Here is a 16,377-nt window from a genome sequence, read left to right as displayed (position 1 = left end):
GCTTGCACGCGCGGTAACCCGTGAGAGGACATATTCGGCGCACACAACAAAGGGAGCGCGGCCGACTCCCCGACGGGAGGAGCCCGGTGAAGGTCTTCGTCACCGGTGCGACCGGTTACATCGGCGGTTCGGTGGCCGTCCGGCTCCTCCAGGCCGGTCACACGGTGAGACGCCTCGCCGCATGGCGCGAGCCGGTCCCCGCGGTCCTCTCCGGAGCCTCCTGAGCCGCCCGCCGGCCGCCTGCGCGGACCGGCGCCCGCCGACCCCGTCCGCGCCGTCGCCATCAGGGCCTCGGCCGCCGCGCGCCCGGCGGGCGGGGGCCGGGTCGCCGTCGATGGCGGCCATGGTGATCGCCCCCTCGACCAGGAGCGGCGCCCACGGGGTCAGCGCCGCGGGATCGCCGACCCGCGGGCTGTCGACGAGACCGGCGAGGTGCTCCCGCGGCGCGCGCTGGTGGTCGCGGGCGGCGCGGACCACGGCGTCCGAGACGAAGCGCCCAACTCCCCGAAGGCGTGGACGAAGGCGCGGCCCCGGAAGCCGGGCCCGGCGCACCAGGTGGCCGGCCAGTCGCCGACGGAGCCCGGACGCGGTGGAGCGCGCCCGCCGCGCACACCGCGGCCGGGCGCGCTCGCCCGCTCAGACGCGGGTCAGGACGACGATCGGGATCTCCCGGGACGTCTTCGTCTGGTAGTCGTCGTAGTCGGGCCAGATCTCGGTCATCCGCGGCCACAGCCGGGCCCGCTCCTCCGGGGTCGCCGTGCGGGCCCTGGCCGTGAACTTGTCGGCGCCGACCTGGAGTCGGACCTCGGGGTCGGCCACCAGGTTGTGATACCAGGCGGGGTGATCGGGCTTGCCGCCCTGCGAGGCGACGATCAGGAAGTCCTCGCCATCCCGGCCGTAGATCAGGGCCGTGCGGCGCAGCACGCCGGACTTGCGGCCCCGGGTGGTCAGGAGCAGCGTCGGGACGCCGTCGCGCCAGAGGTGACCTTCGCGGCCGTCCGTCTCGACGTAGCGCCGGATATGATCACTCACCCAGCTCGTCGGGCTGTCGTGAATCTCTGTTTCAGCCATGCCGCCCAGCGTAGGCGATCACGACATGTCCGGCTTCCCCGCTTCCCGGCTTCACCACTGTCGCCGTCAGATGCCCAGCATCACCTTGGCGATGGAGAAGTAGATGACCAGGCCCGTCGCGTCGACCAGCGTGGTGACCATCGGCGCCGAGACCACCGCCGGGTCGATCCGCAGCTTCTTCGCCAGCAGCGGCATCGTGCCGCCGACCGTCGAGGCCCAGGCGCAGATCACCACCAGGGTCAGGCCGACCACGGCTGCCACGTCCAGCCCGACGAAGAACGCGCCGACGACGAAGCCGACGCCCGCCAGCATGCAGCCGAGCAGCAGACCCGTGCGGCACTCGCGCCAGATGACCCGGATCAGGTCGGAGGTGCGGACCTCGCCCACCGCCAGGGCGCGGACCGCCGCCGTGGCCGCCTGGGCGCCCGCGTTGCCGCCGGTGCCGATCAACAGGGGGACGAAGAGGGCGAGATCGGTGACCGCGTTCAGCTCGCCCTCATACATCTGTGTGACGGAGACGGTCAGCGTCGCCGCCACCAGCAGCAGCATCAGCCACATCATCCGGGTGCGGGAGAGCTGGAAGACGCTGGCGGACATGTAGTGCCGCTCCAGCGGCTCCGCGCCCGCCTGGCGGGCCACATCCTCGGTGTCCGCCGCCTCGATGACCTCGAAGGCGTCGTCACTGGTGAGCAGGCCGACGAGCCGGTCCTCGCTGTCCACCACCGGCAGGTCGAGCACGTTGGTCTCGCGCATCAGCCGCGCCGCGTCCTCGGCGCGGGCGGTGGCCCTGGCCATGGGCGGCTCGGTCACCACCAGGTCGGAGACCATCGCGGTCGGCTCGCTCAGCACCAGCTCGCGCAGCTCCACGATGCCGGTCAGCCGCCGGCCCCGGTCCACGACCGGGAGGGTGTAGATGGTCTCGGCATGGGCGCCCCGGCGGCGGACGACCTCCAGCGCCTGCCCCACCGTCAGGTCCTGCTGGAGCGCGACCGTCTCCGGCGTCATGAAGCGGCCGACGGACCCCTCGGGATAGCCCAGCAGCGCGGCGGTCATCTGCCGCTCGTGCGCGCTCAGCCCCGCCAGCACCCGCTGGGCGACCTTGGCCGGAGCCTCCTTGAGCATCCGGGCCCGGTCGTCGGGGTCCATGTTCTCGACCAGATCGCGGAACGCCTGGTCGCGCAGGCCCTGGAGGATCTGCTGCTGGTCGACGGGGTCGAGCTCCTCGAAGACCTCGAGGGCGCGGTCCTTGTCCAGCAGTCGGAAGGTGATCACCGACTCCACGGCGTCCATCCGGGCGATCTCGTCGGCGATGGCGTACGGCGGCTGCGTCTCCAGCCACTCCAGCGCCCCCGCGAGGTCGTGCTCTTCCAACAGGGCGGGCAGGTGGGTCATGACGAGGGAACCCCCAGGAGACGGAAGGCGATCACGGGCATCCGGAGTGCGCGCACACGCCTGCCGTCCCAGGCCGCTCGGCTACCTGGGCGGGATGACGCGGCGCGGGGGATGGCTGGGAGGTTCGCTGCGCATCGCAGTCTCACCTCCTGCCGTGTCGGTCCGCCAAAACCGTTCTTCAGGGTACAAGGCATCAGCAACGATCATGGCAAAAATTCCGACATTATGGACAGTCGGTGATGTGTTTGGCATGAACGTTTCGAGTCGCTGAACAGACGTGTCGGAAACGCTATGCGATCCGACCGAGCACGGTCGGAGTCGCCCGCACGTCCGCTCCCTCCTCGATCCGGATCGCGTCTCCCGCCAGCTCCGCCAGCGCCGCGTCGAACCGTTCCGGGGTGTCCGTGTGCAGGGTCAGCAGCGGCGCCCCGGCCGTCACCTTGTCCCCCGGCTTGGCGTGCAGTTCCACGCCCGCGCCCGCCTGCACCGGGTCCTCCTTACGGGTCCGGCCCGCGCCCAGCCGCCAGGCCGCCACCCCCACCGCGTAGGCGTCCAGCCTCGTCAGCACCCCGGAGGCCGGCGCGGCCAGGACGTGCCGCTCGCGCGCGGTCGGCAGCGGCGCGTCCGGGTCACCACCCTGAGCGGTGATCATGCGGCGCCAGCGGTCCATCGCCGAGCCGTCCGCCAGCGCCCGCGCCGGGTCGGCGTCGGTCAGCCCGGCCGCGTCCAGCATCTCGCGGGCCAGCGCCAGCGTCAGTTCCACCACGTCCGTCGGCCCGCCGCCCGCCAGCACCTCGACCGACTCCCGGACCTCCAGCGCGTTGCCGGCCGTCAGGCCCAGCGGCGTGTTCATGTCCGTCAGCAGCGCGACGGTCCGCACGCCGTGGTCGGTGCCGATCTCGACCATGGTCTCGGCCAGTTCACGGGCGTCCTCGACCGTCTTCATGAACGCGCCGGAGCCCGCCTTCACGTCCAGCACCAGCGCGCCGGTACCCTCCGCGATCTTCTTCGACATGATCGAGGACGCGATCAGCGGGATCGACTCCACCGTCGCGGTCACGTCCCGCAGCGCGTACAGCTTCCGGTCCGCCGGGGCCAGCCCGGCGCCCGCCGCGCACACCACGGCCCCGGCCTCGCGCAGCACGCCCAGCATCTCGTCGTTGCTGAGCGAGGCCCGCCAGCCCGGGATGGACTCCAGCTTGTCGAGCGTGCCGCCCGAGTGGCCCAGGCCCCGCCCGGACAGCTGCGGAACGGCCGCGCCGCAGGCCGCCACCAGCGGAGCCAGCGGCAGGGTGATCTTGTCCCCGACGCCGCCCGTCGAGTGCTTGTCGGTCGTCGGCAGCGGCAGGCGGGAGAAGTCCATGCGCTCGCCGGAGGCGATCATGGCCGCCGTCCAGCGGGCGATCTCCGGGCGGGTCATGCCGTTGAGCAGGATGGCCATGGCCAGCGCCGCCATCTGCTCGTCGGCGACGTCCCCCCGCGTATAGGCGGCGATGATCCAGTCGATCTGCTCCGGGGTCAGGACCCCGCCGTCGCGCTTGGCGCGGATGATGGTGATGGCGTCCATGGGTGTGCGGCTCTCCACTAGTCGAGGTGCCAGGCGTCGGGCAGCAGGTCGGACAGCGGCCGGATGCCGTCCGCCGTGTCCACCCGCAGCGTCGGGCCGCCGTGCTCCATCAGCAACTGGCGGCAGCGCCCGCACGGCGTGATCACGTTGCCCCGGCCGTCGCAGCAGGTGAAGTGGGTCAGCCGGCCGCCGCCGGTGGCGTGCAGGGCGGAGACCAGGCCGCACTCGGCGCACAGGCCGAGGCCGTAGGAGGCGTTCTCCACATTGCAGCCGGTCACCGTCCGCCCGTCGTCCACCAGGGCGGCGGCGCCCACCGGGTATCGCGAGTACGGGGCGTAGGCCCGGGACATGGCATCCCGGGCCGCCGCGCGCAACGCCTCCCAGTCGGGCGTCGTGCCGGTCATGTGGCCTGTCCCCTGCGGTACGGCCTGCCGTCCGCCTTGGGCATGCGCAGCCGCTGCGCGAAGAGGGTGAGGACCAGCAGCGTCGTCAGGTACGGGCTGGCCGTGACCAGTTCGAGCGGCAGGGTGTCGGTCGTGACGTACCAGGCCCACAGCGCCACGGCGGTGGCGGCCACGATCACCGCCTGGACGCGCTTGCCCCGGTAGAACTGCCAGACCGCCGCGGCGGCCAGGCCGAGCGCGAAGAGCAGGAGCGTGGCGTGGACGACGGGCCGGTCGCGGGTCTGGAGGACATCCATGAAGCCGAAGAGCCCGGCGCCGGCCGCGACGCCGCCGGGGCGCCAGTTGCCGAAGATCATGGTGGCCAGACCCAGATAGCCACGACCGCCCGTCTGGCCGTCCTGGTACATGCGGATCAGCACCGCCAGGTACGCGCCGCCCAGACCGGCCAGGCCGCCGGAGACGGTGAGCGCGGCGTACTTGTAGAGGTAGACGTTGACCCCGAGGGACTCGGTGGCTTGCGGGTTCTCGCCGCAGGAGCGCAGCCGCAGCCCGAAGGGCGTCTTCCACAGCACCAGGTACGTGCCGACGAAGAGGACGACGGCGAGCAGCGTCAGCCAGGAGACCTCGTGGACGGTGGCGCGCAGGATGCCCGCCAGGTCCGAGATCAGGAACCACTTCTTGTCGGCCAGGTCGCCCAGACAGTCCGAGACGCCGGGGACGGTGAACGGCTCCATCCGCTCCATCGGCGGGGACTGCTTGTCGTTGCCGCCCCGGGCCGCCGCCTCGCTGTTCTCGGCGGCGAACCACAGCTTCGCGAGGTACTGCACGACGCCGAGGGCCAGGATGTTGATGGCGACGCCGGAGATGATGTGGTCGACGCCGAAGGTGACCGTGGCCACCGCGTGGATCAGGCCGCCGAGCGCGCCGCCGACGACGCCGGCCAGCACGGCCGCCCACGGCCCGTGCTGCCAGCCCATCCAGCCGGCCGAGAAGAGGCCGAGCATCATCATGCCCTCAAGGCCGATGTTGACCACGCCGGACCGTTCGGCCCACAGGCCGCCGAGGCCGGCCAGGCCGATCGGGACGGCGAAGCCCATGGCCGCGCCCCACTGGGCGGTGGAGGTCAGGCTCGCCTGGTCGGTGATCGCGCGGACGGCGGAGAGCAGCAGCAGCGCGCCGGCCAGGATCAGCAGCACCACCGGATACGTGAGCCGGCGGCGGCTCTCGCGCGCCGGGCCGCTGCTCGGCGGCACCTTGTCGGTGGTGGTGGACAGGGTGGTGGTCACGCGGGCACCTCCGCCGCGTCGTTCTTGCGGGACTGGGCGGCGAGCTGTTCGCCCACTTGGCGCTGCTGGCGCCTGATGCCCCAGCGGCGGACGATCTCGTAGGCGACGACGACGGAGAGCACGATGACGCCCTGCATCACGCCGACGATCTCTTGGTCGTAGCCCTCGAACTCCAGCTGGGTGCCGGTCCGTTCCAGGAAGCCCCACAGCAGGGCGGCCAGGCCCATGCCGATGGGGTGGTTGCGGCCCAGCAGGGCGATGGCGATACCGGTGAAGCCGATGCCCTCGGGGAAGTCGTTGCCGTAGTTGCCCGACTCGTTCAGCAGCGTCGGCATGCCGACCAGACCGGCCACCGCGCCGGACAGCAGCATGGCGGTGACCACCGTGCGCTTGACGCTGACGCCGCTCGCCTCGGCGGCCGGCTCGGAACGGCCCACGGCCCGCAGGTCGAAGCCGAAGCGGGTGCGGCCCAGGACGAACCAGTAGAGCAGGCCGACCGCGACGGCGACGAGGATCGTGCCGTACACCGGGTCGGGGGTGGTGGGGAACTCGAAGAAGAAGCTGGAGCCGGGGATGTCCTCGGTGTGGATGATGTTCTCGTCGCGCTCGGCGAGGCGTCCCTCCTGGAGGAAGTACGCGATGAGCGAGCCGCCGATGAAGTTCAGCATGATCGTGGTGATGACCTCGCTGACGCCCCGGGTCGCCTTCAGATAGCCGGCGATACCCGCCCAGATGGCGCCGCAGACCATCGCGGTCAGCAGGATGACCGGGATCTGGACGATGCCCGGCAGGCTGAGCGCGCCGCCGACCACGGCCGCGAAGAAGGCGGCGACGCGGTACTGGCCGTCGACGCCGATGTTGAACAGGTTCATCCGGAAGCCGATGGCGACGGCGACCGCCGACAGGTAGTACGGGATCGACTTGTTGACGATCCAGACCTGGCTGTCGCTCTTGCTGCCGTAGTCGAGCATCACCTCGAACGCGCGGAACGGGTTGTCGCCGGTGATGCCCATGATGGCCGAGGTGATGGCCAGCGCCGTCACGATCGCCAGCAGGGGCGCGGCCAGCGCCAGGACCAGCTTCTCCCGGTCCAGTCGGCGCAGCAGGGCGTTCACGACGGGGCCTCCTCTTCCGTCCCGGGCTCCAGATGGCCGGTCGCGGTGCCGGTCATGGCCCCTCCCAGCTCCTCGGGGGTGATGGCGGCGGGGTCGGCGTCCGCGACGAACCGGCCCCGGTACATCACCCGCAGGGTGTCCGACAGTCCGATCAGCTCGTCCAGGTCCGCCGAGATGAGCAGCACCGCGAGCCCCTCGCGGCGGGCCTCACGGATGTGGTCCCAGATCTGCGCCTGCGCGCCGACGTCCACGCCGCGCGTCGGGTGCGCGGCGATCAGCACCTTCGGGCGGTGGCTCATCTCGCGGCCCACGATCAGCTTCTGCTGGTTGCCGCCGGACAGGGAGCCGGCTGTGACCTCGATGCCGGGCGTGCGGACGTCGTACTCCTCGACGATCCGGCGGGTGTCCGCCCGCGCCTCGCGGGCCGTCAGCAGCGGACCCCGGCTGTTGGGCGGCTCGGTGACGTGGCCCAGCATCCGGTTCTCCCACAGCGGGGCCTCCAGCAGCAGGCCGTGCCGGTGCCGGTCCTCGGGGATGTACCCGATGCCGCTCTCGCGGCGCACGCGGGTCGAGGCGTGCGCGATGTCGGCGCCGTTCATGGTGATCCGCCCGGAGTCCGGGCGCCGGATGCCCATGATGGCCTCGACCAACTCGACCTGGCCATTGCCCTCCACGCCGGCGATGCCCAGCACCTCGCCCTTGTGGATGGTGAGGTCGATGCCGGTCAGGACCTCACGAAGCAGGCCGTCGGCGTCCCGGCCGGACAGGTGCAGCCCGGAGACGGTGAGCACCGGCTCGTCGGTGACGGTCGACTCGCGGGTCTCCGGCGTGGGCAGCTCGCTGCCGACCATCAGCTCGGCGAGCTGCCTGGGCGTGGTCCCGGACGGCACCACCGTGCCGACCGTGGTGCCGCGCCGGATCACGGTGATGTCGTCGGCGACGGACAGCACCTCACCCAGCTTGTGGGAGATGAAGAGAACGGTCAGGCCCTCGGCGGTCAGCTCCCGCAGGTTGCCGAACAGGGCGTCGACCTCCTGCGGCACCAGCACGGCCGTCGGCTCGTCCAGGATCAGGGTCCGGGCACCCCGGTAGAGAACCTTGAGGATCTCCACCCGCTGCCGGTCCGCCACGCCGATCTCCTCGACCAGCACATCGGGGCGGATGCCCAGGCCGTAGGCGTCGGAGAGCTGCACGATGCGCCGGCGGGCGCGGGCGCCGATACCGTGCGGCTTCTCGGCGCCGAGGACCACGTTCTCCAGGACGGTGAGGTTGTCCGCGAGCATGAAGTGCTGGTGCACCATCCCGATGCCGCGCGCGATCGCGTCGGCCGGGCTCCGGAACGCGACCTGCTCACCGTCGATGGTGATGGTGCCCTCGTCCGGCCGCTGCATGCCGTAGAGGATCTTCATCAGGGTGGATTTGCCGGCGCCGTTCTCCCCGACAAGGGCGTGGATCGTGCCGCGTTTGACGGTGATGTCGATGTCGTGGTTGGCGACGACGCCGGGAAAGCGTTTGGTGATGCCGCGCAGGGCGACGGCCGGGACGCCGGGGTCCTTGCCGAGCTGTGCTCGGCTGCTGGGGGCTGGGATGACGCACTCTCCTCGAAGCTTAAGGAGCGAAGCCGGGCGTGGGCGCTTGAGTCAGCCGAACGCTACCGCGCCCGGCGGCTGACCGGACGGGGTCCACCGGAATTTCTACCCGCGTAGAGAGTCCCGTCCGACCGAGCGGCACCGAGACGGTGCCCGACCCGGGGGCCCGCGATCCGCGAGGGATCACAGGCGCGGAACGGGCCGGTGAGGCCGCCTCACCGATCCGAGCGGAGCCGGGCGTCCCGCCGGCGCGGGCCCCGGGCCGGCCTCCGCGCGGATCGCGCCGGGGGCCACCGTGCTGGGCGGCAGGCCGTGGGGCCAGGTCGGGAGCCACCGGGGGTGTCGCCGCGGGCGACCCCCGCGTGACCGCTCGCCGGGGCCGGCCGGAGCGGCGTCCGGACCGTCGCGGGTCTCGCGACGGTCCGGAGCCGCCCCGGCCGGCCACCGTGCGGGGCGGGGCCGAGGGCCCGGGAACCGGGACCTACGGGGTGTCGTTGACGACGACCTCGCCATCGATGATCTTCTGGGTCGCCTCTTCGATCTGGGCCTGGATGTCATCGACGAAGCCACCCGAGGTGGCCAGCGAGACGCCGTTCTCGGCCAGGGTGTACTCGTGGACGCCGGACGGGGCCTCGCCGCCGACGACCGCCTCGATGAGGTCGAACACCGCCACGTCCACACCCTTCACCACCGAGGTGAGGATCGAGTCCTGGAACTCGGCCAGCCCCGGCTGCGCGTACTGGTCGGAGTCGACACCGATCGCCCAGGCGCCCTCGACACCGGCGACCTGCTCGATCGAGCCCTGGCCGGAGGAGCCGGCCGCGGTGTAGATGACGTCCACGCCGCGGTCGAGCATGCCGCTGGCCTGCTCGGCGGCGCGGGCCGGGTCGCTGAAGCCGCGGTCGTCGTCGCGGTAGAGGTAGTTGACCTCGACCTCGACGTCCGGGTTGGTGTCCTCGACCCCCTGCACGAAGCCCGCCTCGAACTTCTGGATCAGCGGGATCTGCACGCCGCCGATGAAGCCGACGGTGTCGGACTCGGTCTTCAGGGCGGCGGCGACGCCGGCCAGGTAGGAGCCCTCGTGCTCGGCGAAGACCATGCCGTAGACGTTGTCGCCCTCGGGGGCCGAGTCGACCACGCCGAATGTGGTGTCCGGGAAGTCCGCGGCGACCTCCGCGATGGCGTTGCCATAGAGGAAGCCGACGCCGATCACCGGGTTGTAGCCCTCCTGGGCCAGGGAGGTGAGGCGCTGGACACGGTCGGCGTCGGTCTCGCCGTTGCGGGCCGTCTGGTACTCGACGTGGACACCGAGCTCTTCCTCGGCCCGGTCGCCACCGCGCGCGGCGGACTCGTTGAACGAGTGGTCGTTCCGGCCGCCGACGTCGAAGGCGATGCCGACGCCGTGCGAGGAGTCACCGGTCTCGTTGCCGTCGTTCTCGTTCGATTCGGTGGAGCTCTCACCACAGGCACTGGCGGTGAGCGCCAGGACCGCCGAAACGGCGACCGTTGCTGCAAACCTGGATACGCGGCGCAAGAGGGCTGTCCCTTCGGTCGAAAGCGCCTCTTACGGCGCTGCTGGGCCGATCGTAACGCGCGTAGACCGGCAGCGAACCCCACAGTTCGTCCTGTTATCAGATCGGTGTTAACGCAACCTGTACGCAACATCCGCACCGGCCGCACACCTGGTCCCCCACTGTCCGGCGCCGACGGGCTACTGGCTGAGCAACGCCGCCTGGGTGAGCAGCTCGACGCCGACCGAGATCGCGTGCTCGTCCACGTCGAAGTCACCCTGGTGGATGTCGCGCGGCGCCGCCGAGGGGTCGCCCGGCGGGCGCACGCCGAGGCGGGCCATGGCGCCGGGCACCCGCTGGAGATACCACGAGAAGTCCTCACCGCCGAGGCTCTGCTCGGTGCCGGTCACCGCGTCCGCGCCGAACCGGGCGGTCATCGCCTCGGCGAGCAGCGCGGTGGAGGCCGCGTCGTTCACCACGGGCGGCACGCCCCGCACGTACTGGATCTCGGGCTTGGCCCGGTACATCGTGGCCACCTCGTCCACGGCGGCGAGCACCAGGTCGGGGGCGGCGTGCCAGGCGTCCAGGTCCAGGCATCGCATGGTGCCGGACAGCTCGGCGGTCTGCGGGATGACGTTGGGCGCGTGCCCGGTCTCCAGCCGGCCCCAGGTGATGGCCAGGCCGGCGCGGGTGTCCACCCGGCGGGCGATCAGCGCCGGGACCTCGGTGGCGACCTTGGCGGCGGCCGTGACCAGGTCGGTCGTCAGGTGCGGGCGGGCGGTGTGGCCGCCGGGACCGGCGAGCTTGACCTCGATGCGGTCGCAGGCGGAGGTGATCGCGCCGGTGCGCACGCCGATGCGGCCGGCTTCCAGCCGGGGGTCGCAGTGCAGCGCGAGGATGCGGGCGACGCCCTCCAGCACACCGGACTCGATGGCGTCGGGCGCGCCGCCGGGCAGCACTTCCTCGGCGGGCTGGAAGATCAGCCGGACCGGGCGCGGCAGCAGCCCCCGCTCGGCGAGCCGGGCCAGCAGCAGCCCCGCGCCGAGGACGACCGTGGTGTGCACGTCGTGGCCGCAGGCGTGCGCCCGGCCGGGGATGGTCGAGCGGTACGGCACGGTCTTGGTGTCCGGGATGGGGAGCGCGTCGATGTCGGCGCGCAGCGCGAGGATCGGGCCGTCGGCGCCCGGGGAGCCGATGTCGCACATCAGTCCGGTGCCGCTGTCGAGAAGGCGGGGTGCGAGACCGGCGCGCTCCAGACGCTCCCTGATGACCGCGGTGGTACGGACTTCCTGGTTGCCCAGCTCGGGATGCATGTGCAGATCCCGGCGGAAGGCGATGAGCTCGACCCGCAGCGCCTCGTCGAGAGACGGCGACTGGGCGGGCTCCGGAGACAGCAGATCACTCACGTGATCGAGCCTAGCCCCGAACGGCGGTCAACAGGGCGTTCACCGGAGAAAGTTCATACTCCGAGACGACCCTGTGCTCGCATAAGACCGAGTGTGACTGGGTATGACTGCTTAATTCAGCCCCGCGTGTGGCACGCGTCACTCACTTCGGCGCGGGCGGCGGGGCGGCCAGGCTGTGCGTGGCACGCGCCGTGCTGGTGACGGCGGCCAGGAAGCCGCTGGCGCGCTCGGTGACCCGGTCGGTGAACAGGGACTCGGCGACGTCGCACACGACGACCTCCACCGCGGTGTCCGCCAGCACGTGCGGCAGCGTGTGCACGACCGTGGACGGGAAGCTGAGGATCTTGGACCCGATCGGGCCGCGCCGGGCCACCAGCTCCAGCGGCAGATCGGGCCTGACTATCTCCACGCCCGCCTCCCGGCTCAGCCGGCGCAGCTTCTCGCCGCTCTCCTTGCGGTGCGCGAAGTACCGGGTTATGCCGTGCTCCTTGACGAGCTCGGCGACGGCGGCCGTGTAGCCGTCCTCGTGCAGCACACCCGTCTCCACCAGCGAGGTGCCCACCAGGTCGGCGCCGCCGGTGAGGCGGGGCGCCCCGAAGCGAGACCTGGTCCAGGAGAAGGTGTTGGCCGAGACGGTGATCCCCTCCATGGCCACCACGGGCATGGCGGTGAACACCTCGACCGAACGCCCGGCCGCCGGGCTGAGCCGCCGCACCGCGCGCCGCGCGACGGGCGCGAAGAGCAGGGCGCGCGGGCCCCTGGCGCTGGGGCGGTGCCAGCGCACCAGCCGCTCTCCGCGCGCGAGCTGGGCGGTGAACTCCATGGTCGCCGTGCCGTCGTCCACGACCACGACATCGCGGTTCCTGGCCATGGAGACCAGGAGCTGGAGATAGTGGGAGAACGGGTCCCCGATCACCAGCCGCCTGGCCCGGCGCAATGGCCCGGCCAGGGACGCCAGCGCCCGCGACGGCGTCATGGCGCCGCCACGGGCCTCGCGCCACAGCACACGGCAGCCGGAGTCCCGGGCGAGCTGCGCCATGCGGCGCAGCTGCCCTCTGCTGGTCGGGTCGTGGGGCGGAAGGATGATCACGGTGAAGCCGCCGGGACCGCTCGTGTGGGCCCATTCCAGTGTGTTCAGCAACTGGACCGGGCTCTCGGCGAACGCCAGCGTCTGCCCACACGCGTCATCGGTCATGCGGTACCGTCCCAGTCCTTATCCTCCGGACCGACCCTCGGGGGCCGGCCTTGCCCATCTGCCGGTGACCGGCCCGTGTGCCGGTGACCGAGGGCTCAGACCGCGGCGGTCGCGGGCTCGCCCGCGTCCTCGCGCTCGGCAACCTCGCCCTTGACGCGGCGCAGCTTCTTCATCGGGCCCAGCTCGCTGTCGTAGACGCGCTTGACGCCGTCACCGAGGGACTCCTCGATGGTGCGGATGTCGCGCACCAGCCGGGACAGGCCCTGCGGCTCGACCGAGGCGGCCTGGTCCGAGCCCCACATGGCACGGTCGAGGGTGATGTGCCGCTCCACGAAGGTGGCGCCGAGGGCGACGGCGGCCAGCGTGGTCTGCAGGCCGGTCTCGTGGCCCGAGTACCCGATGGGCACGTTGGGGTACTCGGCCTGGAGGGTGTGGATCACCCGCAGGTTGAGCTCCTCGGCCTTGGCCGGGTAGGTGCTGGTGGCGTGGCAGAGCAGGATGTTCTCGCTGCCGAGCACCTCCACCGCGTGCCGGATCTGCTGGGGCGTCGACATGCCGGTGGACAGGATGATCGTGCGGCCCGTGGCGCGCAGCGCGCGCAGCAGCTCGTCGTCGGTGAGCGACGCCGAGGCGACCTTGTGGGCCGGCAGGTCGAACCGCTCCAGGAACGCGACGGCCTCGGTGTCCCAGGGCGAGGCGAACCAGTGGATCCCGCGCTTCTTGCAGTACTCGTCGATGGCCCGGTACTCGTCCTCGCCGAACTCGACGCGGTGCCGGTAGTCGATGTAGGTCATCCGGCCCCACGGGGTGTCCCGCTCGATGTCCCACTGATCGCGCGGAGTGCAGATCTCCGGCGTCCGCTTCTGGAACTTCACCGCGTCGCAGCCGGCCTCGACGGCGGCGTCGATCAGCGCGAGGGCGTTCTCCAGATCACCGTTGTGGTTGATGCCGATCTCGCCGGTGACGTACACGGGGCGGCCCGGGCCCACGACACGGTCGCCGAAATCACGAAGACGGTTGCCTTGGGTCATGATGTGGTCAGTTCCTTTCCGAGGATCCACGAGGCGATCTCGCGGATCGCGCCTGCGCCACCCGGCGCGGAGGTGACCGCGCGCGCGGCGCCACGTACGACGTCCTGGGCGCTGGCGACGGCGACCGGCCAGCCGACGAGGCCGAAGCACGGCAGGTCGTTGACGTCATTGCCCGCGTAGAGCACGCGCTCCGGCGCGATTCCCTGCTCCTCGCACCACTGCTTGAGGGCGAGGTCCTTCCGGTCGACACCGTGCAGCACGGGAATGCGCAGCTTGCGCGCCCGCGCGGCGACGACCGGGTTCTCCTCCGTGGACAGGATCAGCAGGGGGAGACCGGCCCGCCGCAGCGCGGAGATGCCGAGCCCGTCGCCGCGGTGCACGGCGACGAGCTCCCGTCCTTCGGAGTCGACGAGCACGTGATCGTCCGTCTGCGTGCCGTCGAAGTCGAGCACGACCGCGTCGATGTCGGCGCGGGTCGGCAGGTAATCGGGGAAGGGCCCGGCGGGGGCGCTCGCCTCGCCGCCGTCGAAGAGCGGCGCCAGGGCGCGGGCGCGGGCGATGTCGTGCGGGTCGTCGATCTCCAGCACGCGCGCGGGGTCGGTGCGGACCAGCTCGGTACGGCCGAAGAAGCGGTGCCGCTCCGCGCGGAAGCCGTCGGCGCGCATCGCGTAGGCGGCGCCGGTCTCCAGCAGGTCCTCCGGCCGGTCCTGGCGACGCGGCCGGTACGCCTTGTCGTGGTTGACGCCGTGCCCGCCGGCGTGCGGGGTCTCGCGCCACAGGAAGCCGTGGAACGGGGCGGCCGTGAGGGCGGTGTCGGCGCCGTCGAGGACGGCGGCGGCGACGCCGTCGATCTCCTCGCGGGTCAGGAACGGGCTGGTGCACTGCACGAGCAGGACGACGTCGACCGTCACGCCGTGCCGCCGCTCGTAGGTGTCCAGGGCGTGCAGCACCGCGGCCTCGCTGGTGGCGGTGTCCCCGGCGATGTCGGTGGGGCGCTCCACGACCTCGGCGCCCGCGGCGTGCCCGGCGGCGGCTATCCCGGGGTCGTCGGTGGAGACCACGACGGAGGTGAGCAGGCGCGCGGCGCGGCACGCGCGGACGGCGCGGGTGACCAGCGGGGCGTCACCGACCTGCGCGAGATTCTTTCCGGGCACTCCCTTGGAGCCCCCGCGCGCGGGGATAACAGCCAGCACCGTACTCATGGTCATGCCTTGCCTCGGAAGTCGTTTTTCGGCTCTCGTACACAAGGACACGCGGGCTCCGCCATCCGTTGCGCACACATACTTATAATCTCGCTCACAATTGCCCCCAGCGCCGGATGAGCGGCGCCACCCGCTGAACACCCGCCCGGTAGGCACCGCGCGCGGTGCGGCGCAGCAGGCGGCGCGAGGCGGCGCGCATGCCCGCCTGCGGGGCGGGGGCCTGGGGTCCGGCGACGGGCTCGCCCTCGGCGTCCAGGCCGTGGCGGCCCAGGACGCCGGGCAGATATCCGGGGGCGGTACGGGCCGTGTAGTAGGGGGCCAGGGGCGGCAGCCCCTTCTCCGCGCGCGCTTCGAGCAGCGCGTCGAGCCGGCCGCGCGCCACGGCGAACGCCCGTTCGTGCGAGGTGGCGACGCCCTGGTCGGCCAGCCACTCCGGGTCGGGCTCCGGCAGGTGGCCCGAGTCCAGCTCGTCCCAGGAGGCGAAGCAGCCGGAGCCGATGAAGTAGTGGTTGCCGAGGGCCTCGCGGACACCGAGGTCGGAGAGGACCGCGGTGGGGATCGACCGGTGCAGTGACTCCAGCGCGGCGGTGGAGCTGACCGTGACCAGCAGGTCCGTCTCGTCCAGGACCTCGCCCATGTTGCCGTAGGCCAGCCGGAAGTTGGGCGGCTGCTCCTCCTTGGCGCGCTCGGCCAGGCGCTGGTAGGGCAGCTCCTCGATGTGCGTGGTGTGCTCGCTGGGCTTGCTGCGCAGCTTGAGCACGACCTCCCGCTCGGGGTGCCTGCGGGCGTGCTCGACGGCCCGGTCCAGCAGGTAGACCCGGTCCTTGCGGCTGTCGGGCACCGAGGGCTGGACGGCGAAGACCACCCGGTAGGGCCGCTCACCGCGCTGGGCAGGGCCCGGGTCGTACGCACGTCCGTCGAGGAACGGCAGGGCGCACTCGGTGACGGACGAGCTGTCGGCGCGGACGCCGTCGTAGATCGCGCGGAAGCGCCGCGCGTCGAAGGGGCTGTTCGCCAGCACGAGGTCGGCGCCGTGGCGCAGCAGCAGCCCGTCGGGCAGCTTCTCGTAGACGACGCCCACATAGCCGGTGACGACGACGGGCCGCCGGTCGGCGGTGCGCCAGGCTCGGGCCAGCCCGTGCAGCATGGCCTGGATGGTGCCCCCCACGCAGGCGAGGATCAGGACATCGATCGGCTCCTTGCCGCTGTCCTCGTGGGCGCGCTCGCCGAGGTCGGCCAGGAAGTCCGTGGCGCTGACCTCGTGCAGGACATCCGCCTCGGCCCCGATCTCCGCGAGCTGCCGCTCGGTCGGCGTGGCACGACCCCACAGCAGATAGCCATGGACGGTCGATTCCGGGGCGATCCGGCGCGCGGTCAGCGCGCCCCACTTCCACCGGGTATCGGAATCCGCCAGCACGGCCACACGCAGTGGGGTGGGGGATGGAACGGGCACGCCTCCCACGCTAGGGAGCGGTATCGAGTGCCGGGCCAACTCAGTCACAACAACCAGTTAACAGCATGACACGTTAAAACCAACTCGGTTCACCCAGCCCGCACAGGGCCCCGCGAAACCCGGCGATTCCAGCGCTCCGAGACAGAAATCCCCCG

The 16,377-nt window shown here is 71.9% G+C and carries 14 protein-coding genes; 1 reads left to right on the top strand and 13 read right to left on the bottom strand.

Features of this window, described 5'->3' with window-relative positions:
* The first annotated feature begins 20 nt into the window (after nt 1-20).
* Entirely contained in the window at nt 21-224 is a 204-nt protein-coding gene (locus OIE51_RS17765; protein ID WP_326598698.1) for an NAD-dependent epimerase/dehydratase family protein, read from the top strand.
* Nucleotides 225-636: 412 nt separating this feature from the next.
* Here the strand turns inward: OIE51_RS17765 and OIE51_RS17760 are convergent, their stop codons facing one another.
* The 13 genes from OIE51_RS17760 to OIE51_RS17700 form a co-directional block, all read right to left on the bottom strand.
* Nucleotides 637-1,071 (bottom strand): nitroreductase family deazaflavin-dependent oxidoreductase, encoded by a 435-nt coding sequence (locus OIE51_RS17760; protein ID WP_326598697.1) that lies wholly within the window; start codon nt 1,069-1,071, stop codon nt 637-639.
* Nucleotides 1,072-1,137: 66 nt separating this feature from the next.
* Nucleotides 1,138-2,463: a magnesium transporter gene (gene mgtE / locus OIE51_RS17755; protein ID WP_326598696.1), complete on the bottom strand. Its 1,326-nt coding sequence runs from the start codon at nt 2,461-2,463 to the stop codon at nt 1,138-1,140.
* Between the two features lie 289 nt (nt 2,464-2,752).
* Entirely contained in the window at nt 2,753-4,030 is a 1,278-nt protein-coding gene (locus OIE51_RS17750; RefSeq protein WP_326598695.1) for a thymidine phosphorylase, read from the bottom strand.
* Between the two features lie 17 nt (nt 4,031-4,047).
* Nucleotides 4,048-4,434: a cytidine deaminase gene (locus tag OIE51_RS17745; RefSeq protein WP_326598694.1), complete on the bottom strand. Its 387-nt coding sequence runs from the start codon at nt 4,432-4,434 to the stop codon at nt 4,048-4,050.
* Nucleotides 4,431-5,720: an ABC transporter permease gene (locus OIE51_RS17740; protein ID WP_442811952.1), complete on the bottom strand. Its 1,290-nt coding sequence runs from the start codon at nt 5,718-5,720 to the stop codon at nt 4,431-4,433. The genes OIE51_RS17745 and OIE51_RS17740 overlap by 4 nt, the downstream gene beginning before the upstream one ends.
* Nucleotides 5,717-6,835, bottom strand: a complete 1,119-nt coding sequence (locus OIE51_RS17735) for an ABC transporter permease (RefSeq protein ID WP_326598693.1) — start codon at nt 6,833-6,835, stop codon at nt 5,717-5,719. The genes OIE51_RS17740 and OIE51_RS17735 overlap by 4 nt, the downstream gene beginning before the upstream one ends.
* On the bottom strand, nt 6,832-8,424 hold the full coding sequence (locus OIE51_RS17730; RefSeq protein ID WP_326600669.1) for an ABC transporter ATP-binding protein: 1,593 nt from the start codon (nt 8,422-8,424) through the stop codon (nt 6,832-6,834). The genes OIE51_RS17735 and OIE51_RS17730 overlap by 4 nt, the downstream gene beginning before the upstream one ends.
* A gap of 481 nt (nt 8,425-8,905) precedes the next feature.
* Nucleotides 8,906-9,958, bottom strand: coding sequence for a BMP family lipoprotein (locus OIE51_RS17725; RefSeq protein ID WP_326598692.1), 1,053 nt, complete (start codon nt 9,956-9,958; stop codon nt 8,906-8,908).
* 177 nt (nt 9,959-10,135) lie between these two features.
* Entirely contained in the window at nt 10,136-11,341 is a 1,206-nt protein-coding gene (locus OIE51_RS17720; protein WP_442811951.1) for an amidohydrolase, read from the bottom strand.
* A 142-nt stretch (nt 11,342-11,483) separates the two neighbouring features.
* On the bottom strand, nt 11,484-12,536 hold the full coding sequence (locus tag OIE51_RS17715; RefSeq protein WP_326598691.1) for a hypothetical protein: 1,053 nt from the start codon (nt 12,534-12,536) through the stop codon (nt 11,484-11,486).
* 95 nt (nt 12,537-12,631) lie between these two features.
* Nucleotides 12,632-13,567, bottom strand: coding sequence for an N-acetylneuraminate synthase family protein (locus OIE51_RS17710; RefSeq protein ID WP_326598689.1), 936 nt, complete (start codon nt 13,565-13,567; stop codon nt 12,632-12,634).
* Nucleotides 13,564-14,769 carry a cytidylyltransferase domain-containing protein gene (locus tag OIE51_RS17705; RefSeq protein WP_442811950.1) on the bottom strand — a complete coding sequence of 402 codons (1,206 nt, stop codon included), beginning with the start codon at nt 14,767-14,769 and terminating at the stop codon, nt 13,564-13,566. Before OIE51_RS17705 ends, OIE51_RS17710 begins: the two co-directional genes overlap by 4 nt.
* A gap of 94 nt (nt 14,770-14,863) precedes the next feature.
* The gene (locus OIE51_RS17700) at nt 14,864-16,222 is read right to left on the bottom strand and encodes a DUF6716 putative glycosyltransferase (protein WP_326598686.1); all 1,359 of its coding nucleotides are present in this window, start codon (nt 16,220-16,222) and stop codon (nt 14,864-14,866) included.
* Between the last annotated feature and the right edge of the window lie 155 nt (nt 16,223-16,377).

This window comes from Streptomyces sp. NBC_01803 (assembly GCF_035917415.1).
In the GTDB taxonomy this organism is placed as follows: Bacteria; Actinomycetota; Actinomycetes; order Streptomycetales; family Streptomycetaceae; genus Streptomyces.
Note: the sequence above shows the minus strand (reverse complement) of the source record. Positions and strands in the feature narration are given on the sequence as shown.